The organism is Ralstonia sp. 24A2 (assembly GCF_051783885.1).
Lineage (GTDB): Bacteria > Pseudomonadota > Gammaproteobacteria > Burkholderiales > Burkholderiaceae > Ralstonia.
Window position 1 is genome coordinate 1,841,965 of sequence record NZ_JBPVZD010000003.1, and the last position, 22,184, is coordinate 1,864,148.

The 22,184-nt window shown below is 58.9% G+C and carries 17 protein-coding genes and 1 pseudogene; 5 read left to right on the plus strand and 13 right to left on the minus strand.

All coding sequences use genetic code 11. The features are described from left to right. Nucleotide 1: 1 nt before the first annotated feature. Both cyoB and cyoA read right to left on the minus strand, forming a co-directional pair. Nucleotides 2-1,978, minus strand: a complete 1,977-nt coding sequence (cyoB, locus tag ACS13N_RS25785; protein WP_316682936.1) for a cytochrome o ubiquinol oxidase subunit I — start codon at nucleotides 1,976-1,978, stop codon at nucleotides 2-4. A gap of 3 nt (nucleotides 1,979-1,981) precedes the next feature. Then, nucleotides 1,982-2,977: a ubiquinol oxidase subunit II gene (cyoA, locus tag ACS13N_RS25790; RefSeq protein ID WP_438934423.1), complete on the minus strand. Its 996-nt coding sequence runs from the start codon at nucleotides 2,975-2,977 to the stop codon at nucleotides 1,982-1,984. Between the two features lie 237 nt (nucleotides 2,978-3,214). Here cyoA and ACS13N_RS25795 point away from each other — a divergent pair, with 237 nt between their 5' ends. Continuing rightward, on the plus strand, nucleotides 3,215-4,579 hold the full coding sequence (locus ACS13N_RS25795) for a PLP-dependent aminotransferase family protein (protein WP_438934424.1): 1,365 nt from the start codon (nucleotides 3,215-3,217) through the stop codon (nucleotides 4,577-4,579). A 177-nt stretch (nucleotides 4,580-4,756) separates the two neighbouring features. On the opposite strand, the gene ACS13N_RS25800 is transcribed toward ACS13N_RS25795, so the two are convergent. The 6 genes from ACS13N_RS25800 to ACS13N_RS25825 form a co-directional block, all read right to left on the minus strand. After that, nucleotides 4,757-5,698, minus strand: a complete 942-nt coding sequence (locus ACS13N_RS25800) for a dihydrodipicolinate synthase family protein (RefSeq protein ID WP_438934425.1) — start codon at nucleotides 5,696-5,698, stop codon at nucleotides 4,757-4,759. 474 nt (nucleotides 5,699-6,172) lie between these two features. Further along, the gene (locus ACS13N_RS25805; protein WP_438934426.1) at nucleotides 6,173-7,765 is read right to left on the minus strand and encodes an aldehyde dehydrogenase (NADP(+)); all 1,593 of its coding nucleotides are present in this window, start codon (nucleotides 7,763-7,765) and stop codon (nucleotides 6,173-6,175) included. A gap of 647 nt (nucleotides 7,766-8,412) precedes the next feature. Continuing rightward, entirely contained in the window at nucleotides 8,413-9,093 is a 681-nt protein-coding gene (locus ACS13N_RS25810) for a GntR family transcriptional regulator (protein ID WP_438934427.1), read from the minus strand. A gap of 298 nt (nucleotides 9,094-9,391) precedes the next feature. After that, nucleotides 9,392-10,768 carry a fosfomycin efflux MFS transporter AbaF gene (gene abaF, locus ACS13N_RS25815; protein WP_438934428.1) on the minus strand — a complete coding sequence of 459 codons (1,377 nt, stop codon included), beginning with the start codon at nucleotides 10,766-10,768 and terminating at the stop codon, nucleotides 9,392-9,394. A 590-nt stretch (nucleotides 10,769-11,358) separates the two neighbouring features. Next, a complete protein-coding gene (locus ACS13N_RS25820; protein WP_438934429.1) occupies nucleotides 11,359-11,565 on the minus strand; it encodes a helix-turn-helix domain-containing protein in 207 nt (68 codons plus the stop codon). A gap of 13 nt (nucleotides 11,566-11,578) precedes the next feature. Then, nucleotides 11,579-12,208, minus strand: coding sequence for a DUF2975 domain-containing protein (locus ACS13N_RS25825; RefSeq protein WP_438934430.1), 630 nt, complete (start codon nucleotides 12,206-12,208; stop codon nucleotides 11,579-11,581). Between the two features lie 213 nt (nucleotides 12,209-12,421). Here ACS13N_RS25825 and ACS13N_RS25830 point away from each other — a divergent pair, with 213 nt between their 5' ends. Further along, nucleotides 12,422-13,699 carry a serine hydrolase domain-containing protein gene (locus ACS13N_RS25830; RefSeq protein ID WP_438934431.1) on the plus strand — a complete coding sequence of 426 codons (1,278 nt, stop codon included), beginning with the start codon at nucleotides 12,422-12,424 and terminating at the stop codon, nucleotides 13,697-13,699. A 237-nt stretch (nucleotides 13,700-13,936) separates the two neighbouring features. Here the strand turns inward: ACS13N_RS25830 and ACS13N_RS25835 are convergent, their stop codons facing one another. After that, nucleotides 13,937-14,815 (minus strand): GNAT family N-acetyltransferase, encoded by an 879-nt coding sequence (locus tag ACS13N_RS25835; protein ID WP_438934432.1) that lies wholly within the window; start codon nucleotides 14,813-14,815, stop codon nucleotides 13,937-13,939. A 346-nt stretch (nucleotides 14,816-15,161) separates the two neighbouring features. Between ACS13N_RS25835 and ACS13N_RS25840 the strand changes: the two genes are divergently transcribed. From ACS13N_RS25840 to ACS13N_RS25850, 3 genes are read left to right on the plus strand one after another with little or no spacing between them, the layout of a single operon-like run. Next, entirely contained in the window at nucleotides 15,162-16,064 is a 903-nt protein-coding gene (locus ACS13N_RS25840) for a TRAP transporter TatT component family protein (protein ID WP_438934433.1), read from the plus strand. A 32-nt stretch (nucleotides 16,065-16,096) separates the two neighbouring features. After that, nucleotides 16,097-17,134, plus strand: coding sequence for a TRAP transporter substrate-binding protein (locus ACS13N_RS25845; RefSeq protein WP_438934434.1), 1,038 nt, complete (start codon nucleotides 16,097-16,099; stop codon nucleotides 17,132-17,134). Further along, on the plus strand, nucleotides 17,131-18,975 hold the full coding sequence (locus ACS13N_RS25850) for a TRAP transporter large permease (protein ID WP_438934435.1): 1,845 nt from the start codon (nucleotides 17,131-17,133) through the stop codon (nucleotides 18,973-18,975). The genes ACS13N_RS25845 and ACS13N_RS25850 overlap by 4 nt, the downstream gene beginning before the upstream one ends. 65 nt (nucleotides 18,976-19,040) lie before the next feature. Here ACS13N_RS25850 and ACS13N_RS25855 read toward each other — a convergent pair whose 3' ends face one another. From ACS13N_RS25855 to ACS13N_RS25870, 4 genes and pseudogenes are all read right to left on the minus strand, one after another. Continuing rightward, entirely contained in the window at nucleotides 19,041-20,414 is a 1,374-nt protein-coding gene (locus ACS13N_RS25855) for a sensor histidine kinase (protein ID WP_438934436.1), read from the minus strand. Further along, complete coding sequence (locus ACS13N_RS25860) at nucleotides 20,411-21,082, minus strand: response regulator transcription factor (protein WP_438934437.1); 672 nt, start codon at nucleotides 21,080-21,082, stop codon at nucleotides 20,411-20,413. The genes ACS13N_RS25855 and ACS13N_RS25860 overlap by 4 nt, the downstream gene beginning before the upstream one ends. 207 nt (nucleotides 21,083-21,289) lie before the next feature. Then, nucleotides 21,290-21,520 (minus strand): hypothetical protein, encoded by a 231-nt coding sequence (locus tag ACS13N_RS25865; protein ID WP_438934438.1) that lies wholly within the window; start codon nucleotides 21,518-21,520, stop codon nucleotides 21,290-21,292. Between the two features lie 184 nt (nucleotides 21,521-21,704). Next, nucleotides 21,705-22,088 (minus strand): annotated as a pseudogene (locus ACS13N_RS25870) (3-deoxy-7-phosphoheptulonate synthase); the annotation flags it as partial. Nucleotides 22,089-22,184: the final 96 nt, after the last annotated feature.

A 22,184-nucleotide genomic window follows, 5' to 3' on the forward strand; every position in this document is an offset into this window, starting at 1 on the left:
TTCAGGCAGCGTTCTGCAGTTGGACGTAGCGGGCGCGCTCGATGCGCTCGACCTCGGCGGCCGGCACGTAGTAGTCGGTGTCGCGGTCGTAGCTGCGCAGGATGAAGGTCGCGATGGCACCGACCAGGCCGGCAATCGCAATCGCCCACATGTGCCAGACCACCGCGAAGCTCAGCAGCAGGCCGAAGCACGAGACGATGAAGCCCGAGGCCGTGTTGCGCGGCATGTGAATGTCTTCGTAGCGGTCCGGCTGCTTCCAGGCCTTGCCGGATTCCTTGTCGTCCCAGTGCTGCTCGAGTGACGTGATGGTCGGGACGTGCGCGAAGTTGTAGAACGGCGCCGGCGAGGCGGTCGACCACTCCAGGCTGCGAGCATCCCAAGGGTCACCGGTGAGGTCGCGGTTCTGATTGCGATCGCGGATGCTCACCACCAGTTGCACCAGCATGGCGAGGATGCCCATGCCGATGACAGCCGCGCCCACCAGCGCCACCACGAGGTACGGATGCCAGTCGACATTGGCATAGTGGTTCATCCGGCGCGTCATGCCCTTGAAGCCAAGCACGTACAGCGGCATGAAGGCCAGGAAGAAGCCCACCAGCCAGCACCAGAACGAAATCTTGCCCCAGCGCTCGTTGAGCGTGAAGCCGAACACCTTCGGGAACCAGAAGCTGATCCCGGCCAGGCAGCCGAACACGACGCCGCCGATGATCACGTTGTGAAAGTGCGCCACCAGGAACAGGCTGTTGTGCAGCACGAAGTCAGCACCGGGCACGGCCAGCAGCACGCCGGTCATGCCGCCCACGGCAAACGTCACCATAAAGCCGATGGTCCACAGCGTTGCGGAGTGGTAGCGGATGCGGCCGCGATACATCGTGAAGAGCCAGTTGAACAGCTTCACGCCGGTGGGGATCGAGATGATCGACGTCATGATCCCGAAGAAGGCGTTAACGTTGGCCCCCGAGCCCATGGTGAAGAAGTGGTGCAGCCACACGAAGAACGACAGCACGCCGATCGACGAGGTGGCGTACACCATCGACTTGTAGCCGAACAGCGGCTTGCGCGAGAAGGTGGCGATGATCTCCGAGAAGGCGCCGAAAGCCGGCAGGATCAGCACGTAGACCTCGGGGTGTCCCCACACCCAGATCAGGTTCACGTACATCATGGCGTTGCCGCCCAGCTCGTTGGTGAAGAAGTGCATGCCGAGCACGCGGTCTGCCGTGAGCAGCGCGAGCGTGGCAGTCAGCACCGGGAAGATCGCCAGGATCAGGATGTTGGTGATCAACGCCGTCCAGGTGAACACCGGCATCTTCATCAGGCCCATCGTCGGTGCACGCATGCGCAGGATGGTGACGATGAAGTTGATACCGGTGAGCGTGGTGCCCAGGCCTGATATCTGCAATGACCAGATGTAGTAGTCGACGCCGGGTGTCGGGCTGTAGCCCAGTTCCGACAACGGCGGATAGGCCACCCATCCTGTGGCGGCAAAATCGCCAACGAACATCGACAGCATGACCAGCACCGCGCCCATGGCCGAGAGCCAGAAGCTCAACGAATTGACGAACGGGAACGCCACATCGCGCGCGCCGATCTGCAGCGGCACGATCACGTTCATCAGGCCGAGCACCAGCGGCGTGGCCACGAAGAAGATCATGATCACGCCATGCGCCGTGAAGATCTGGTCATAGTGGTGCGGTGGCAGGTAGCCCGCGGCATCGCCGTAGGCGATGGCCTGCTGGGCGCGCATCATGATGGCGTCAGCAAAGCCGCGCAGCAGCATGATCAGCGCCATGATGATGTACATGACGCCGATCTTCTTGTGGTCGACCGAGCAAATCCATTCGGTCCACAGGTACTTCCATTTGCCGAAGTACGTGATGGCCGCCACCAGTGCGGCGCCCCCGAGCAGCACAGCAACCATCACCACCATGATGATGGGCTCGTGCAGTGGGATGGCTTGAAGATTGAGCTTTCCTAGCATGACTTATTGCTCCGTGCGGGAGACGGATGCCGGCGCGGCGGGCCTGGCGGCCAGCAGTGCTTCGGTGCCATCTGCGCGGCAGACCTGGCCGTTGGCCAGCATGTATTTGTCGACGACACCGTCGAACAGCCGAGGGGCGACGGCGCCATACAGCGTGACCGGGTCTTTGCTGCTGGGTTGTTCGAGCGTGCGATAGGCGTTGCGGTCGAGCACCTTGCCGGAGGCCTTCGCCCGGCTGACCCACGCATCGAACTCCGCGCGCGAGGTGGCGAGCGTCTTGAAGTGCATGTCGGAGAAGCCCGCGCCGCTGTAGGCAGCCGACTGGCCGAGGTAAGTGCCGGGGTGATCGGCAATCAGGTGCAGGCGCGTCTGCATGCCGGCCATGGTGTAGACCATGCTGCCGAGCTGCGGCACGAAGAACGCGTTCATCATCGATTCCGACGTCAGGCGGAAATTGATCGGCGTGCCGGTCGGGATGGCCAACTCGTTGAGCGACGCCACGCCGTACTGCGGATAGATGAACAGCCACTTCCAATTGAGCGCGATGACGTCCACCTCGACCGGCTCGACCTGCGCGGCCAGCGGCTGGTACGGATCCAGCTTGTGCGTGGTGTCCCAGATCAACACACCCAGGCAGGCGACGATCAGGCACGGGATGCCCCATACCACCACTTCAATGGCAGTCGAATGCGACCACTTGGGCGCGTAGGTGGCGCGCGTGTTGGATTCGCGGTACCGCCAGGCAAACCACAGCGTGAGCACGATGACCGGAATGACCACCAGCAGCATCACGCCCAGCGAGACCAGGATCAGCGTTTTTTCCTGCTCGCCGACGCTGCCCTTGGGCGACAGCAGCTCGAGCGTGCATCCGCTCATGAGCGTGCTCGCCAGGATGCCGAGTGCGAGTGCGCCGAACCGGCGCGGGGATATCAAAGCCTGTCTTGGGGGGCGCGCAGGACTTGGGGGCTCGCCTGTGCGCCACGCGATCGAGTTGTGCATCTTCGGATGACCTGAGTTGTGACCCGCCACCAGGTATCCCTACTCCGGAAGATTCACGTACACGCACTGGCTGCGCTTGCCCGCAATCGTGAATTGCAGCTGGGCGCCCTGCTGGTGCTGACAACGCTGAATGTATGGATTCCTGTGGCGATGTCTGGCATGCTAATCGAAGACAAAACCCATACAAGAACGTAATTTTCGGCAATGAAATCCATGCAAGATGCGGTCGATACTCCCATGGGTCAATGGGCATTGCGAATCACCCCAGGGCGTGGGGCCCGGTATCAGCAGATCGTCAATTACATCGAGCAGGCCATTGGCGACGGACGATTGCGACCGGGCGACCGCGTGCCGCCGCAGCGCGATCTGGCCAAGACGCTTGGCGTCGACCTGACCACCGTCACACGGGCGTATGCCGAGGCCAAGCGGCGCAACCTGGTCGACGCCAGGGGGGCGCTGGGCACCTTCATTGCCGCGCCACGTGCCGAGCTTGCCGCCGTGGTCGACATGAGCATGAACGTACCGCCCCCGCCCGCGCAGGTCGACTTTGACGACATGCTGCGTCGCGGGCTCTCTCAAGTTCTGCTGCGCAGTGACCCGCATCTGCTGATGACGTATCACCTGGGCGGTGGCAGTCCTGCGGACCGGGTCGCGGGTGCGCGCTGGCTCGGGCAGATGATGGGCCCGATCGAACCGTCCAGAGTCGTGGTGTGCCCAGGGGCGCAGGCGGCGCTTGCCGCGCTCATCCAGAGCCTGACGCGTCCTGGGGATGGCATCGCGGCCGAGCCCCTCGCTTACCCCGGACTGCGCTCGGCAGCGCTGCAGCTCGATCGCAAGGTGGTGGCCATCGAGTGCGATGCCGCCGGGATGCGGCCGGACGCGCTGGCGGCCGCATGCGCTGGTGGCGTCAGGCTGATCTACCTGAACCCGACCATGCAGAACCCGACCACGCACACCATGCCGATGTCGCGCCGCAGAGAACTCGCGCGGGTCGCGGCGAAATACAAGGCGCGGATCATCGAGGACGACCCCTACTGGCTGCTATCGACGGATGCACCACCGCCCATCGCCAGCATTGCGCCCGAACTGACCTGCTACGTGGCGACGCTCTCGAAAACACTGAGCCCAGGTTTGCGTACCGCCTACGTGCTGTTGCCTGAAGATGGGGTCACCGGCGAGGGGTTCCTCGCCGCGCTGCGCTCCTTCGCGCTCATGTCGATGCCGCTGGCCGTGGCCTTGTCGACGCAATGGATCCACGACGGCTCGGCGCAGGCACTGCTCGACGGCATCCGCACCGAAGCCCGCGCACGGAAAGACATTGCAAACCGGTGGTTGAGCGGCATCGGGCAACTGCCGCCGACGGGCATCCACGTCTGGCACACGCTTCCTGATCACTGGTCGGCGGAGCAGCTGACCAAAGCCGCCCTGGCGGAAGCCCTGCGGGTGACGCCGTCGGATGTTTTCTACAATGGCCCAACGCCGCCCAATGCGATTCGCATTTCCCTGGGCGGCGTACAGGACAAGGCCGAACTGTCGCTTGCGCTCCGCAAACTCGCTACGCTGCTCGAGCGGAAACCCGCCTATCACCAAATCGTGGTCTAACCGCTCACCAAACAACGATAAGCCACTTTCTTGTACTAGCGATTGCACACGCGGATCGCGTGAGCGTGTTTTGTCGCTGCAATCGCACAAAGGAAAAAACCACGGAGAGATCCGTGGTTTTTTCTTGAGTAGCCAATTCGCTGCATAGTTGCCGTCACGCTGCGAAGAGCGGCCAACTTAGTTGATGCTCTTGGACCAGTTGGCGTACCAGTTGCGGAACAAACCGTATTGCGACTCAGCATAACGACGTTGAGCATCGCTCAGCTCGTCCGTTTCGTTGAAATGCAAGGTGTATTCCTTGTCGCCGTTTAGCACCATCAGATACTTGTAGAACAGCACCAAGTCACAGCCTTCGTCAAACGACGACAGAACTGCCAGCGCTGACTCCAGTTCCTGAGCGCGTGCACGTGCGACAGCATCGCCTTGAGCCGCCTTCTCACACAGGCTGACTAGTTGCAGCACCTCGCGCGGTAGGGCGTTACCGATGCCAGTGATGGCGCCTGCAGCGCCGCAGTTCACGAAACCGTGGAACACCTGTGTGTCGACACCGGCCATCAGGGTGACATTGTCATCCTGCGAAGTAATGTGCTCTGCGGCATAGCGCATGTCGGCGGCGCCACCGAATTCCTTGAAACCAATCAGATTCGGGTATTGCCGGCGCAGTTCGAAGAACAGGTCCGCGCGGGTTGCGAAGCCATAGTATGGGCTGTTGTAGATCACTGCCGGCAGGCTCGGCGCAGCCTTCAGGATGGCTGAAAAGTGGGCTTTCTGAGCAGCCGGAGAGGCGCCTCGCGAAAGCACGCGTGGAATGACCATCAGGCCGTGCGCACCAACCTTGGCGGCGTGTGCGGCGTGCGAAACGGCTTCTTTCGAGTTGACGGCACCCGTGCCCACGATGGTCGGAACGCCAGCAGCCACCAGGCGTGCGACGCCCTCTTGGCGCTGTGCTTCGGTCAACAGCGGCCAGTCACCCATCGAGCCGCAGTACACAACTGCGCGCATGCCGATTTCCACAAGCTCCTTGCCCTTTTTCACCAGCGCATCGAAATCCGGCTGACGATCAGCAGTGCACGGTGTCATCAGCGCAGGAATGGTGCCAGTAAAAATATTGTTGCTCATCGCGATTCCTCGTCCATTCAGGTTGGATCAATTGCTACTGCGCACGACTTGGCTCGTGCACATCTATCGGTACCCATCGCCGTCTAGCCTGGTCGCCCAGATCGACTGCGCGCACCGCATGTTTGCCTCTGTGCCGGAACGTCGCCTCGATCTCAGCCCCAAAGTCGCACATCGACCGTGAAATTCTATCTACATTGAATATTTTATACAATATAAAATTAACGGGCGACAGCAGATAGACTGAGTCGGCGGAAATTGGGGGATAGAGGGGAAGGTGTTGCTGCAGCCTGCAGCCGCGGCTCGGGATAGCGCGCTTGAAGCACGCGCATATCATCAGAGCGCAGCGATTACCGCAGTGATATCACGCTGCCTGGCGAAAGCTCGGAACCGCTGTTCTCTCTGCGAGCATCCCTTCGCAGGTGTGGGAAACAGAGAGCACCGCGGCGTGCCCTCTCTCACCGTTGCTCGGTTCAATCACTGATGGGGAAGCATCAACTCGCCATCAACGATGCGGGAGAGGCTTAGGGGATTGCCTTCCTTGATCGCGTCGGGCAACAGCGCATCTGGAATGTCCTGATAGCAGACCGGGCGAAGGAAGCGCTCGATAGCCGTCGCACCGACAGATGTGAACATCGGATTGGAGGTCGATGGAAATGGACCGCCATGAACCATTGCGTGGCATACCTCGACACCGGTTGGGTAGCCGTTGGCCAAGATGCGGCCCGCTTTGCGCTCCAACACCGGCAGCAATCGCTGAGCCAGCGCATGATCTTTCGATTCCATGTGGAGCGTCACGGTAAGCTGCCCCTCCACATGCTCCGCGACTTCCAGCATTTCCTCGATATTCGCAGCACGGACAACCAGGGAGGCGGGGCCGAACACTTCCGCTTCTAGCGCCGGCGTGGCCAGCAGCCGTTGCACGTCCGTCGTGTAGAGCGCCGCCTCGGCAGCATTCTGTAGCCCATCAGCCGACAGGCCTTGAGCTACCCTCTTCACTCCGTCCAGATCATCAACAGTTCCGGTGCCAGCACGGTACGCAGCATGAATGCCGGGCGTCAGCATCGTTTGCGCCGACTTGGTAGCCAACGCTTCTTTGGCGGATTGCATGAAGCGGTTTAGATCTGGGCCATCCAGCGCGATCACCAGCCCCGGGTTCGTACAGAACTGACCGGCGCCCATGGTGAGAGAATCCACGAAGCTCTTACCGATTGCTTCAGCACGCACCTCCAACGCTCCAGGCAGTAGGAACACAGGGTTGATACTGGACATCTCGGCATAGACCGGAATCGGCTCGGGGCGGGCGCTCGCGATACGCACCAGTGCAAGCCCACCCTGGCGAGAGCCGGTAAAGCCAACTGCTTTGATAGCAGGATGCGCCACCAAGGCTTCGCCGAGCGCGTTACCTTCGCCCATCAACAGAGAGAAGACGCCTTCAGGCAGCGCCAGATCTTTGGCTGCCTTCTGGATGGCACGACCGACTAGCTCTGACGTACCTAGGTGAGCGCTGTGAGCCTTTACGACAACGGGTGCACCTGCGGCCAGCGCGGATGCCGTGTCGCCGCCAGCAACCGAGAAGGCTAGCGGGAAGTTGCTGGCACCGAAGACGGCAACCGGACCGAGGGGCATCTTGGCCAAACGCAAATCGGCGCGAGGCAGCGGCTGGCGTTCCGGCTGCGCATGGTCGAGCGCGGCAGCCAAGAAATGCCCATCTCGCACCACCTTGGCAAACATACGCAATTGACTCACTGTACGGGCACGCTCGCCCTGCAGTCGAGCCACAGGCAGGCCAGACTCCTGATGAGCACGAGCAATCAGCTCATCGCCGATTGCCAGGATGTTCTCGGCAATCTGCTCTAGAAAGGTCGCGCGCTTCTCGAGTGGCAGATGCCGGTAGGCATCAAAAGCGCGAGATGCCAGCTTTGCGGCACGGTCCACTTCCGTGGCGCCGCCCATACCGAAAAGAGGTTCCGATATCTCCGCATTCGTCGCCGGGTTAAAAGCGTAACGAACGCCGTCAGTGCCACGATGGGCCGAAAACCCGATGAGCATATCGCCTGTCAGCGTCATTTGATGCCCTCCATTGATAAGTAAAAGATCGCCAAGCGCCTGAGCGGCTCAGCGTGCTTGCAAGAATGCGTTGATCAGGAAGGCAGCTAACCTCTGGTCGTGCAGCGCGACTGCCCTGCGCGAATCTCCCCATGCAAGACACACGACGACATCTTGGGCTCAAGCAAATTCTCATATATTTTATACAATATCCAATATGGGTCAATCAGAGAACTGACCGTCGTCGTGAAGATTCGGAGAATCCACCGTCGATGATGACGAGATTTTTCGTGCCAAGAGCACAGTCAAGGCAGGTCAATCAATCTCCAGTTCGTTAAGGGAATCTGGCGAGCGTTACGTGGAGCTACGCAAGCTGCCTTGAGAACGCAACATGCCGCCCAGCGATCTCGTCGCGATCGACGCGACCGAAGTCGCTACGGCTGAGCGAGCCGGAAGCAGCCGTGATGCAAACCGGTCAGGAGCAGCGAAGGCATGACGGTGTTTTGGTGTGCATGACAACCCAGGCGATAGCGCGATCGATCCAGTGGTGTCATGACGAAGGAAATCTCCGCCCCTTTGACGGGGCGTCGACATGCCAAGCGATGTGTCTCTTTGCCGCGAGGCGAACGGAATTGGTTCTGCTGGGAGAGCTAGACGGAAACGGCGAGCTAGCGTCCGAGACGTCGTTCGCGGAGAAATGCGTTCAACTCTTCCCCTGCATGCTCGATGTGGCGCTTCAGCAGCGATGCCGCGGAGCGTGTGTCACCTTTGCGGCACAGCGCCACCAACTCCGCATGCTCGGACTCAGCCACGTCACGGGCCGACTGAGACAAAGAGAGCTGCATGCGGGTGTAGCGGTCGGTCTGCTGCAGCAGTGACGCTACGATAGCCGTTGTTCGAGGCTGATCGGCGCGGGAGAGCAACAGGTGGTGAAGCTCAGTATTCAACTCGCCCCAACGCCCTGACTGGCTGGCGTGGAGCACTTCGCTGTACTCCACAAGGATTGCGTCCAGTTGGGCGAAGTCTTGCGCCGTCAGTTTCGGAATCGACTTTCGCAACAGCACCGGCTCCAGCAACGCCCGCAACTCAAAGAGTTCTGTGATGTCCTCGGGAGACAGTTCCGAGACGACTGCCCCCTTGTGCGGCAGGATCTTGACAAGCCCCTCGCTCTCAAGCTGCACGAGCGCTTCCCGCAGAGGGATGCGGCTGATGCCTAACTCAGTGGCCAGCGCGTCCTGGCGGAGTTGAAAGCCGTCAACATACTCCCCTGTCAAAATGCGGCGGCGCAATTCGTTAGCTGCAGCTTCTGCACGCGTCGCGTATGCAAGAACAGGGCGTTTCTCGTTCATTTTTCCAGTTTGACTAGGGGTTGCCGTTAGGCACGCGTGGGCGCAATGGTGAACATTGCATATTTTCTACAATGTTAGCAGAAGCCCGAGAGCCGAACGAACGGCCAGTCGGAACTTTCTCCGCTCAGCTAAGGGCTCCCGCGCTGGAGTGCCACTAACTCGAGTGCCAGGTTCAGCATTCCTTCCTCCTCCCCTGCTCTTTGTTGCCGGCAATCCTGCCTTACCACAAAGCTCCCAAGATGAAACGCCACCCTTTCGGGTGGCTTCAGTGCAAGCAATCAGACTTCGATTGTCAGACTCAAGCACGTGTCCGCTGGCTTGCCTCGGCGTCGACTTCACGTAGGGACTTGCCGCGCGTTTCCTTGGCCAGGCCGACACAAACAATCGAGATGGCAGCTGCGACAACCAAGTAGATTGCGATGGGCGTTGAGGAATGATAGCGCTCGAGCAACGACAAACCGATCAACGGTGCCAGCGAACCGGCCATCAGTGGCGCCACTTGGTAGCACAGCGACAGCGCTGTGTAACGAACGTTCGTCGGGAACATTTCGGTCATCAGAGCCGAGTATGGTGCGTAAGTCATGGACTCAATGAACAAACCCAGGACAATTGCAGCCATGATGATGACGTCATTGCCAGTGTCCATCATGGGGAACGCGACGAAGCCCCAACCCGCGGTCAGCACGGCACCCACCAGGTACACGGGCTTGCGGCCAATGATGTCCGACATCAAACCCATCAGTGGGATGAAGAAGAAGTGGATGGCGTTTGCCACGAACATCAGTTTCAAGATGCGCGTGGTATCTGCACCAACAACCAGCTTCAGGTAGGTCAGCGAGAAGGTGACCACCATGTAGTACAGGATGTTCTCGGCGAAACGCGCACCAATACCAATCAAGACCTGGCGCCAGTGGTACTTCAGAACGTGGGCGACACCCAGTTGCTTCTCTTGCTTCTTCTCGCGACGAGCTTGTGCCTCCTTGAAGATTGGCGCGTCGTCGACTTTACGGCGAATCCAGAAGCCAATCAGCACGACCACAGCCGAGAACCAGAACGCGACACGCCAGCCCCACGACAGGAACTCAGTCTCGGAGAGCGTGCTTGAGAGCACCAGCAAGATGATGGTTGCGACCAAGTTGCCGGCAGGTACACCCGCTTGCGGCCAGCTTGCCCAATAGCCGCGGCGATTGTCAGGGCTGTGCTCACTGACCAGTAGGATCGCACCACCCCACTCCCCACCAAATGCGAAGCCTTGAATCAAGCGCAGCGTGACCAAGAGCACTGGCGCCCAGTAGCCGATCGCATCGAACGTGGGGAGACACCCCATGAGGAAGGTCGTGATACCGACAACAACCAAGCTCACCTGCAGCAGATACTTCCGCCCGAACTTATCGCCGTAGTAGCCGAACACCAAACCGCCGATCGGCCGTGCGGCAAAACCCACGGCATACAGAGCAAATGCAGCGAGCAGGCCGTCAATCGGGTTACCCGTCTTCTTGAAGAAGTGGGTTCCGAAAACCAGCGCCGACGCTGTCCCGTAGAGGAAGAACTCGTACCATTCCGCGACCGACCCCACCATCGAGGCCGCGACAACACGCTTCAACTCCCTCTTTGAAGTCGTGTCCTGTTCTGCTGCACTGCGTGGCGAAAGCACCTCGCCGGTCTGACTAGTCATCTCCATCTCCTCTCACGGTCTTCTGCGCAACCCTTATGGACTTGTTCACGGACGTGTCCGCCGCCAGATTTTATACAATATCCAATACACAATCTACATGAATTTGGATCGATTCTTGGGGTGGCGATGCGCAAGAACGGAAGCAAGGAGATGGACAAGCGGGACCGGGAGGCATCGCGCCAGTCGAGGCATCTTGGTCCTACGTCAAGATTTGAAATGGCAGACCTGTCACGAAGACGCGCAAGTTCACCGAAGCGCAGATAGCGTTCGCGTTCAAGCAAGCGAAGCTGGGCACGAAGGTCGAAGGGGGGGCCGCAAGCTGGGCATCAGCAAAGCGACCCTCTGCAACCGGAAGAAGAGGCAAAGGGGCGCCGGCCCTTCGGAGTTGTGCCAGATGCGGCAACTCGAGGAAGACAATGCGACGCTCAGGCGTTTGGTGGCGGACCTGAGCCTGGGCGATGCCCGGGCTCAGTGGGCGACACCCGCCGAACTCGCCCGTCAGGCAAGGAAAAGCGCCTCGACGGTCGATTCAACGACGCCTGAATCTCCACTTCTGGACGGTACGAATTCCAGTGTAGAGCCAGGGCCAGTCAATCTGGAACCGACACCAATAGATCGGCAGGCTGGCAATCGAGGAATTCGCAGATCCGCTGCAATGTGTCAAAGCGAACGCCCTTGACCTTGCCCTGCTTCAGCAGGGATAGGTTCGCTTCTGTAATGCCGATGTACTCGGCCAGATCTTTTGACTTGACCTTGCGATCTGCGAGCACGAGATCAAGTTTGACAACAATAGGCATCGCAACTCAGCGCTCAGATGAACTGGGCGTTCTCCTCCGCCAATTCAATCGCGCGTGTGTACACGGCTGCAATCTGCCAAACGACGCCTGCCACGACGGCCATCAGCAGGTCACTTGAGCCGATGTTCAGGGTCATCGCATGCTGACCAGGCGCGGCATGCAGGGTCAGCACAAGACTGATCAGCGAAGGCGTAACCAAGCCAAGCACAGCGGAAGTCAAGGCGGCCGCCGCAAAACTGCGTAGACGCTTGACCGTCGACAGCGCAAATGTCTCGCCACGTACGAAACCCTGCAGACACTGGCTTGCCCGCAGCAGCCCGTAAGCCATCGCGCCCACGGGCAGCAGGCCGAGCACGCCTGCTAGGCGCATTTGCCAAACCGCCACGGGCATCGACGGCTGAACATTGATGCGTGCAAGCCATCCCTGGGCAGGCAGATCGAGCAAGGCGTAGCCGCACAGCAGCGGCAACGCGATAGCAAGGAGCCGGCAAGCCCAGGCGAGAAGCCTGGACGTTGTGATGGCACGTATGTCGGGGCGCGAGTGTAGCTGGCTCATATGACTCCTTGCGCAACATCTTATCCCATCATAAACTTTCTGCAAAACAATAATTTCTTTCTGTTTTACAGAACTCATGGGGATCATGGTGCGAAGACTGCTGGCTGTTGCGAGCTTGATGCTCGTGTTCCAAGGCTGTGCGAGCGTGAATTGGGAGAGAGGCTTCTATGAAGGGTTGCGAAGGTCCTCCGATAGTTGCCGCTTGTCGCATAACCCGACAACGGCACATTGCGCCACGTTGCCCGCCTATAGCGAATACGAGTCCGATCGAGCAATCGCACGCAACCGCGGAGCCGACTAGTGCAGCTCACCGACGATCTCGCCATGAACATGAACCAGCTAGCTAAGGTTCTGGCGCTGCTCTCTTCACTGGTGCTAGCTGGGTGCGGCGGAACAAGCGCCGTCGATCATGGAGGCGCACCAGCGTGCTCGTCAGACCATGTGTATGCGGGGCCAGCGCTGCATACGCCTTTGCCTGCCGGCGTCCTCCCACCAGTCATGCCGGTTTCGACGCCTCCAAACCCGATGGTCGAACCTATGCCGCATGACCTCGCCGCGTCGCTGGACGCGCGAGTTGACCAATTGCTTTTGCAGACCGGAGCCCCGGCGATCAATGCCGCCATAGATGTCCCTGGGCGCGGTCATTGGACATTGACGCGCGGTCTAGCACGCATCTCACCCCCGCAGGCAGCCACTGACGCAACGTGGTTCTATTGGGCCAGTGTTGCCAAATCGCTGACAGCGGTCCTAGTACTTCAATTGGTGGATGAGGGCCGCCTCAGACTCGATGACCGGCTTTCGACGTGGTATCCGCAGGTGCCGAACGCCGACCTCATCACCATCGGGCAACTGCTAACGCACACCAGTGGTCTCGCCACCAACCCAGCGACGACACTTCCAGTGCCTGCAACCTTGGATGCGTGGCTCGCGGCCGCCAATGCCACGCCAGCCGTAGCATGCCCAGGCACCATCGCCAGCTACTCGAACATCGGCTACGCGTTGCTGGGGCGCATTGTGCAGGCGGTCGAGAAGCAGCCGTTTGATGCAGTACTGCAAAGACGAATTGCTGCGCCACTGGGGCTCGCGCAATTGCGCGCGCTGCGCACAGACGAAGAACAGGTCGCAAATTTGGCTACGCCACACAATGGCCGCGAACCGACCGCCGACCCAGGCGAGTGGCTGCGCTTGGGTACAGGCAATGTAGTCGCCAGCGCGCAAGATGTGGCGGCGGTCTGGCGTGCCCTTCTCGAAGGCAAGCTGTTGCGACGCGAGACGGTGTCCCGCCAATGGTCAGCGTTGTATCCCATCCTGGACAGCGGAAGCGCAGCTCCAAACATTGCGCGCACCTGGTTCGGGCAAGGCGTCATGTTGATGGAGTGGATCGACGGATCCAACGTGACCCATTCATGGCTGGGCCATCTTGGTGGCGTCCCGAGCGCAAACGCAATGGTCGCTTATGACGTGTCCATTGGTGCCTACGTTGCTGTTGCAGTGAACAACGAAGTCTCAGCCGCCGCTGTCGGCAACGCACTGCTCGACGTACTTGCGCAATGGAGAACAACACATAGATACCACTGAACTCAGACGATCGTTCAATGCGTCGCGAAATTCGGTGACATCCCCCTGGGGTTGAGTTCCATCAGCGGTGGACATGATGAGTTTGATCTCCGCCGAGAAACCCGTCGAAGAATCCCGATTTACAGAATCTCGCTATACCCGCGCCCTCTTGGTATGGCGCGCGGGCACATTCCATATCCAACTGAGGTCACAGCTGCCAGGATGCGCGTTCCGTGTGAACCGCATGCTCAGAATCATCTACTCACCAAGAAAATGGCTGCGATAGCGTGGAGCTAGATTCTGAGTGCGCATCAAGATGGGCAGGTCCGCCGTATTGAAACAGGGATCCCATGCCGGAGCGCCAAGCACCTGGGCTCCCAAGCGAAGATAGCCTTGAATCAACGCTGGAGGTTTGACATCCAGCGTGCTGTTGAACTCCTCGATCGGCAATCTGACCAGAGGTTTTACCTGAAGCTCGGTGGGCGCCAAATGAGTGGCTTGCAATTTTCTCCAAAGGCTTGCGGCTGCATCTCCACTGACTCGACCGTTTTCTACCATAGGAATACTTGCGCACCCCATCATGGCATCGAGAGCATTGCTTGCCATGAATGCGCCTAACGCGCGCCAAAGCGCCATGATCACACCACCATGTCGATGATCACGATGCACGCAACTGCGCCCGACCTCCAGCATCCTGGGTAGCAGTGGCCTCAAAGACGAAATATCAAACTCAGTCTCCGTGTAGGTGCTGCCACAGCGCTTTGCCTGTGCCGGGGTCAAAACGCGATAAGTGCCGATGACGGCGCCCCCAAGAGGCTCTCGAACGATCAGGTGTTCGCAGTAATCATCAAAGGTATCGACGTCATGATTGGGAATGGGCGTCTCCAGGTGAGCGCCCATTTCTTTCGCAAAGACTTCGTACCGAAGTCGTTGTACTTCCCTCACCTCGTCCAGATGCTGAGCCCAACTGACGGATATGCCATTACCCGGACTTGCGCTCTTGAACTCGGCGACACGCTCGTAGATCTCCTGCGTAGACAAAGTGGCGCCTGCGGTTTGTACAGAATTTACTGAGGTTCCCATATATGAGTATTTTTCAAAAATAGCACATAGAACGGTCATATTTCCATTATCCATGCTAGCCACGCTTCCTGTCAGCAACCTGTCGGAGCGGATGAGGTAAGACTAGCCAAAACTCTGTCGGCGCAATGTTCACGACATGAAGTTGAGTCGTCCTACGAGGACGAACTTAAGAAATACAACGGCAGGATCCATTCTCCCAGGAAGCTTTCTCGTCCATACACGATCAAGCTGTCTGCAATCTGTCGTCAAATGTCGATAAAAACATCAAAACACTCTGGTATCGCAATGTTAGCGACAGAGTGTTGGCACAAAAATGGACGGCCATTCGCAGCAATCATAGGTGATCACTCCTTAGAAAAAATGCAATGGCGATTTTCTAGGTCGTCGGCATGGAGTGCTTATGGTGTTTTTCTATCGACTCGTGGCGAGCAAGAGATATCCGTTAGTTTTCCGATTGTTAACACTGGTAGTCATCGTCTCACTTGCCGCATGTTCGCCAAAGAATTTTGTGGTGAATAAAATTGCAGATGAATGGTCTTCCCAATCAATGGCCCAGGAGGACGATCTGGTTTTGGCGCGAGAAGCAAGCGCCTTCTATTTGAAGTTCTCCGAATCATTGCTCGAACAGACTCCCGGGCATGTTGCCTTGGGTGAATCGGTCGCGAGCGGATTCACGCAGTACGCCTACGCCTTTGTGAACTTTGACGCTGAACGCACAGCAGGCCGAGATGCGAATGCCGCCCTGCGTCTGAGGCAACGCGCTGCACGGCTGTACCTGCGCGCGCACAGGCACGCTATGTCAGTGTTGGAGTATCGCCACCGTGGCTTCTCTCAGGCGCTCGCTGACTCGACATCCTCTCTCTCGCTCGACGTTGGCGAGGTCGGCTTGGCGTACTGGGCCGCTGCCTCATGGGGTGCTTACATATCTCTGTCCAAGGACAAGCCGGATGTCGTGGCGGACCTACCTCTGGTAGTTCGTTTGGCTCGCTTGGCCTGGGCACGGGAACCCAACTACGCCGACGGTTCGCTCGCCAGTTTGGTCGCAACGCTGGAGATGGCACGTCCTGGTGGCAGCCGTGCGGAGGCGGAACGTATTTTTGACCAAGCGGAAAAGATCGGCAGCGAACGCAATGCGGGCATCTATGTGGCTCGCGCAGAAGCCCTGCACGAATCCGACCGTGACGAATACGAGCGACTGCTACGCGAGGCGCTTCGTGTTTCGACAGAACACCCCAGTCTTGCCAACCAACTCGTCCATGACCGCTGTACATGGCTCCTCAAAACCATGGACGAACGCTTCTGAGCCTCAACCCCATGCACTGCAAATCACAACCTATGACTTCTCAATTGCAGTCTCAACGTCGCCGCTCCAGCTTGATCGGGCTGTTACTGGCCCTTGGTCTGAACGGTACGGCTTTGGCCCAAACCATGCAGCTACGCATCGGAACGGTGGTGCCCAGGAACTCCATCTATCACCAGAAGCTGATGGAAATGGGTGAGGCCTGGAGAAACGTGCAAGGCGGCAATGCAAAGTTTGTCGTGTTCACCGATGGAAGCCAAGGCGGTGAAACGGAACTGGCTCGTCGCATGCGTATCGGCCAGCTCCAAGGTGCGTTGATGTCGGTGGTCGGTTTGCGCGAAATCGACCGCAGCATCTACGCGCTGCAGAACCTTCCCTTGCTGTTCCGCAGTTGGGAGGAAGTGGACTACGTGCGCGAGAAAATGCGGCCCGGGATCGAGAAACGCTTCATGGATAAAGGATTTGTGATCCTGGGCTGGGGAGATGCCGGTTGGGTTCGCTTCTTCTCCAAGGATCCCGCCTTTGCCCCCGATGACTTCAAGCCGATGAAGTTTTTTTCCTGGGGTTCGGAACCCGAGCAGCAGGCCATCATGAAAAGCTTCGGGTACACGCCCGTGCCGCTGGAAACCGCTGATGTATTGCCATCGATCCAGACCGGCATGATCAACGTCGTACCCTCCACCCCTTACTTTGCTTTGGCGAGCCAGATTTACACCGCTGCGCCGAACATGCTGGACATCAACTGGGCACCCATCGTCGGTGCGTTGGTCGTCACCAAGAATGCCTGGGACGAGATGACGCCTGCCGCGCAGCGGACCCTGCGTACGGAAGCAGAAAAAGCATCGATTCAGATGCGCATCAAAGCGCGACAGGAAGTCGACGATGCCGTGACTGCCATGCAGAAGCGCGGCCTGAAGGTCAACAAGCCGAGCCCCGAACAGTGGCGCCAATGGACCGACCTGGCTGAAAACCTATACCCCCGCATTCGCGGCACCATGGTTCCCGCGGACGTTTTTGATGAGGTGTTCATGCACCTCAAGGTCTATCGGACATGGCGAGGTCAGTCAAAATGACAGCACGCCAACAAAGCTGGATGTCACAAAGACTTCTGCAACTTCCAGCGCTGGATAGCCCGCCTGCTGCGACCGCGCTGGTCTTGATGATGTGCATACCGGTGATCGAAATGATCATGCGACCGGTTATGGGGCGTGGCATAGAGAACGCCCCCGTGGTTGTGCAGCATCTGGGCCTTGTCCTTGCGATGTTCGGTGCTCTCGCTGCCGAGCGTACCGGTCATCTTGCTACCCTGGGTAGTAGCTTGGATCGCATTGGCAGTGCCTCCGCGCAAGCGCGGATACGCGCGTTTGCTACAGGTGGCTCGGCTCTGGTGTGCGGAGCCTTGGCCTATGCTGGCTGGCAGCTTGTCTTGGCAGAGCGCCAGGCAGGTCAGGTGCTCGCATACGGGGTGCAAACCTGGTGGGTGCAATTAAGCATGCCAGTTGGCTTCGCACTGTTGGGCTTGCGATTGGGAGCACGCGCGTCTGGAGGCATTCCCCTACAAAGGTTGATCACGGCCCTACTGCCGCTTGCCGGCTGGATGGTGGCCTTCTGCTGGGAAGGCCTCGCCGTCCCTCTTCTCCCGGCGTTGATGGCACTGACGGCACTTCTGCTGGCAGGCGCTCCAGTGTTCGCAGTTCTGGGGGGATTGGCACTGGCCCTGTTTTGGAGCGAAGGCCTCCCTCTGGCATCGATCGCCGTTTCCCACTACCAGATCACCGTCAATCCGTCGCTGCCGGCGCTGCCGCTGTTTACCTTGGCTGGCTTGATCTTTGCGCATACGCGTGCTGCGGCACGCCTGGGAGATCTGTTCGTTCAAGTATTTGGCAGCGGCTTGCGTGGAACAGGACTCGCTACCGCCGCACTGTGCTCGGCATTCACGGCATTCACGGGAGGTAGCGGCGTGACCATCCTGGCACTGGGCGGCTTGCTACTGCCTTTGCTGCGCAAGGCTGGCTATCCAGAGCAACGCGGGATCGGCATGGTGACCAGCTCCAGTGCTCTGGGTGTGTTGCTGGCGCCGTCGGTCCCTTTGATCATGTACGCGGTGATCGCACGCGTACCTATTGAGGCGATGTTTCTTGCCGGCGTGATTCCAGCGTTGGTCATGGTGGGGTGTCTGCTGCTGCTCGGCGGCTATCTCCGCAAGGATGGCTCGACATCTGCAAGCTCTCAGCCCGCAAGTCGCAAGATCGCCTCAGCAATATGGACCAGCAAATGGGAAATCGCTGCCCCTCTCGTGGCCATCGGGGCTCTCGTCAGCGGCTTTGCCACGCCGACTGAGAGTGCCGCCCTGACCGCTGCGTATGCGGTGTTGACGCAAGGGCTGATACACCGCGAGCTCACCTGGAAAATTCTGGGGCGCTGCCTCGTTGAATGCGTTCAGCTCATCGGCGGCGTGATGGTGATCTTGGGCATGGCTTTAGCGCTCACCAACTTCATGGTGTATGCCAGCATCCCGGAGCGTGCCGTGGATTGGGTTCAAGCTGCTGTTCCCAACAAGTACCTGTTTCTCCTGATCCTATGCGCCTTCCTGTTTGTGGCGGCAGCCCTGATGGAGATCTTTGCCGCAATCGCGGTGCTGGTGCCCCTGCTTCTACCACTGGCCCTGAGCTACGGCATTGCGCCACTGCACTTCGGCATCATCTTTCTGGCTGCCATGGAAGCAGGCTTTCTTTGCCCTCCTGCTGGGATGAACATCTACTTCGCCTCCGCGATGTTTGGCAAACCGATCCGGTACGTGGCTCGGGCTGTACTGCCGGCCATGCTGGCGATCTTTGTTGGTACCGTGATCATCGCCATGCTGCCAGCCCTGTCTACTGCACTGCCAGATTGGCTACTCTCGAAGCGCCTCTGAGCCAACGCACGCCTCCAACCGGAGGCGTCGTTGGCTCAGCGCGGCGCTACATCGAGAATCAGAGCTCAGTTCTGCTGGGGGAAAGTCAATCGAAAGCAGGCTCCAGGCGAGGATCGCCCCTCTACCAGCTCCACGCGTCCCCCGTGCAACCGCATGATCTTCTGCACCAGGTCAAGCCCGAGGCCTACGCCTCTGCCATCCTGCTTGAGTCGATGAAAAGGCTCAAAGATCGTTTCGCGCGCACCCGCTGGAACGCCTGGCCCTTCGTCTGAAACCTCGATCCAGGCCGCAGATGAGACACGTACCGTGATGGTCCCTTGGCGCCCGCCGTAGTTGATCGCGTTTTGCAGAAGATTGGTCAAAGCGCGCTCGATGGCCATCTGGTCGCCCGACACAAAAATCTCTGCTGCCTCTGCGTCGAAATCCATCTCATAGCCGGCGCCAAAAGCTAACGGAGCAAGGTCCGACACCACCCGCTCGGCGAGTGCGACAAGGTCAATCTTGTCGAACGAAATGTTCTGCTGCTCCAAGCGCTGCAGATCCAGCAGTTGCCCCGTCAAAGCCGTCAGTCGTGCCGAATCTTCCAGTAGTCTATTTTTTATCTGTCCTGGAGGTAGGCCTGATAGCCGCGTCGTCAAGATCGCGATAGGCGTGCGCAGCTCATGCGCTGCATCGACCAGAAATCTCTTGTGACTTTCATACCCCTTTTCCAATCTATCAAGCGCATCGTTTACGGCGCTGACAAGAGGGAGCACCTCCAGAGGCACGCCTGCGGAGCTAAGTCGCACCACAATTTCATTGATGTTGATTTTTTTCGCATCATCAGCTGCGGCATCGAGTTTCTTTAGCGTCCTACGTACGACGAACGGCGTCACCAGCAACGTGGCAATTGTCATGTGAAATATCAGGTACACCGTCAACTCATAGGCCGGGCGCACGCTGGTAATCACCTGCCAAAGGGAAGCTCGCCCTCTTCCGCTGGTGATCATTTGAACGCGACCAACTGGGGTACTGACCCACTTAACAATGCTTGATGGCAAAACCAAACCCTTGGAATCGACACCGAAGCGAGCATCGATCAAGCTATGTAGGTTTGGGTAAATTGTGGAGATCTCAGAAGGAGGCGTGCCTTCTCTAATTTCGTGACCCTCGGCGTCTCGGATAATGAACCAAAAATCTGGAGTTTCCGTGCGCCAGTAGTTGATTTGCTGAGTGTTTGCGACACTCAACCTCCCATCAGCGTCGCGCCCTATCGCGTCCTTCAGAGCGTCAATCGTAGTGAGCTCATAGTTTCCGCCCAGCAATACACCGCTAAACCAAAGCCCACTGACAATCCCGAATGTGGCCACGCTGATGGTGACGGCCACCACTGCTTGCGTCCAAATCAGTCTGCGAACGAGCTGCCAGCGGAGGGATTTGGGTTGAATCAGGCTCATCATGCCTCTCGCAAGAGATATCCAACCCCTCGCACACCGCTGATAACCAAGCCACTCCCAGAGTCTGCGAGTTTCCTTCGCAACCGTGAGACGTGCGTGTCCAACGCGTTCGGTTGCACGTCATCATCCAGCGCGAAAACAGCCTCCATCAACACGGAGCGAGGGACCATTCTGCCGTACCGCCGCAGCAATGCTTCGAGCACGAGGATTTCTCTGCGCGTCAGATCAAGCACTGTTTCGCCAACCCTGGCTTCACTGTTGACGTGCTCGTAGGAAAGCAGCCCAGCCGTGATGACGTCGCTCTCCAAATTGGCCGGGCGCCGAACCAGAGCGCGTATCCGGGCAAGAAGCTCTTCGACCGCAAATGGTTTGGCTAGATAGTCGTCCGCGCCGTGATTCAACCCCGCCACCTTCTCGGAAATATCTCCGCGCGCCGTCAACACAAGCACGGGAACGACATTTTTCTCGGCGCGCAACTTTGGAATCAATGTCAACCCGTCACCATCAGGCAGTTGCCTATCCAGCACGATGAGGCTGTACGCGCAAGTGGCAACCGCAGCTGTGGCCTGAGCAAGGTTGGCCGCGTGATCCACGAGGATGTTATGGCGAGCCAGCGCGTCGCTGAGCGCAGACGCCATTTCAGGCTCGTCCTCCACCAATAGCACTCTCATATTGACCTTCCTAAATTCGCACGCTCGTAGCAGACCTTATACACAGGCTGCCTGTCTCGAGCATGGCGCTCTTGGCCGGGCCAGTCGTGGCGGCCCGACGACGGCCTTACGGTCGCAGCAGTCCGGCGCAAACGTGATGCACGGCGGTGTGCCATCGCCGCACCGGAACTCGAAGCCGTCCGGACACCAGCGCTGATTTGGGCTTGGTCATTGTTTCAAGATGCGTGACCACAAATTCGGGCTGTCGCGAAGGATGCGGCAACCCAGCATCTTGGGAGTGTTGGCCACATGAGTAGTAGCCAGCCAGGCTCGAACGCGACGCTGTGCTTCTTCGTCGTTGACGCCTCGCAACAACTCAAGGAGAACGAAGCGATCGAGCAGCTCACCGGGCTTGCAGCCAAAGTGGTCGGCCTCATAAGCCGAATCATCAATCGCCATCCAGTTCCTTAGACTCTTGCCACACACATCACTGGTGATGATGTCGGTTCGCTCGAAACCATTCGCCCGTACGCTCTGATCGCGGTGATGTCGCCTGCGCAAGTCGTGATTGATGTTCCCTTGAGCAAGGAGCCAGTCTTGCGCTCAATTTGACCATCTGGCCCTAGCGGACGGGGCGGGCCGTTTAGCCGCGCCGTCGTGCGCGCACGGCTGCAGCAAGCGTATCCAGCAATGGTTCAGTCTGGGACCAGCCAAGGCAGGCATCGGTAATTGACACGCCACGCAGCAATGGCACGCCAAGCTTCAGGTCCTGGCGCCCCTCCTCCAGATGGCTTTCGATCATGACGCCGATGATGCGCTGCTCACCTGAGGACAATTGGTGAGCCAGGTCATGCCCCACGTCGACCTGACGGGCATGCGACTTACCCGAGTTCGCGTGCGAGCAGTCGACCATCACTTGCTCGCGCAGCCCAGCCGTTCGGAGAATCGCGCAGCAGTCTTCAATCGCTGACGCGTCGTAGTTTGGCCCCTTCTTGCCACCGCGAAGAATGACATGCGCATCGTTGAAGCGGCGCACGAAAAACGCGAAAGCGTTTCACGATAAATGCGAAAACACGCAGGAAGTTACCAAAGTCCATGGTTAAACACCCGGTTCGACAACCGA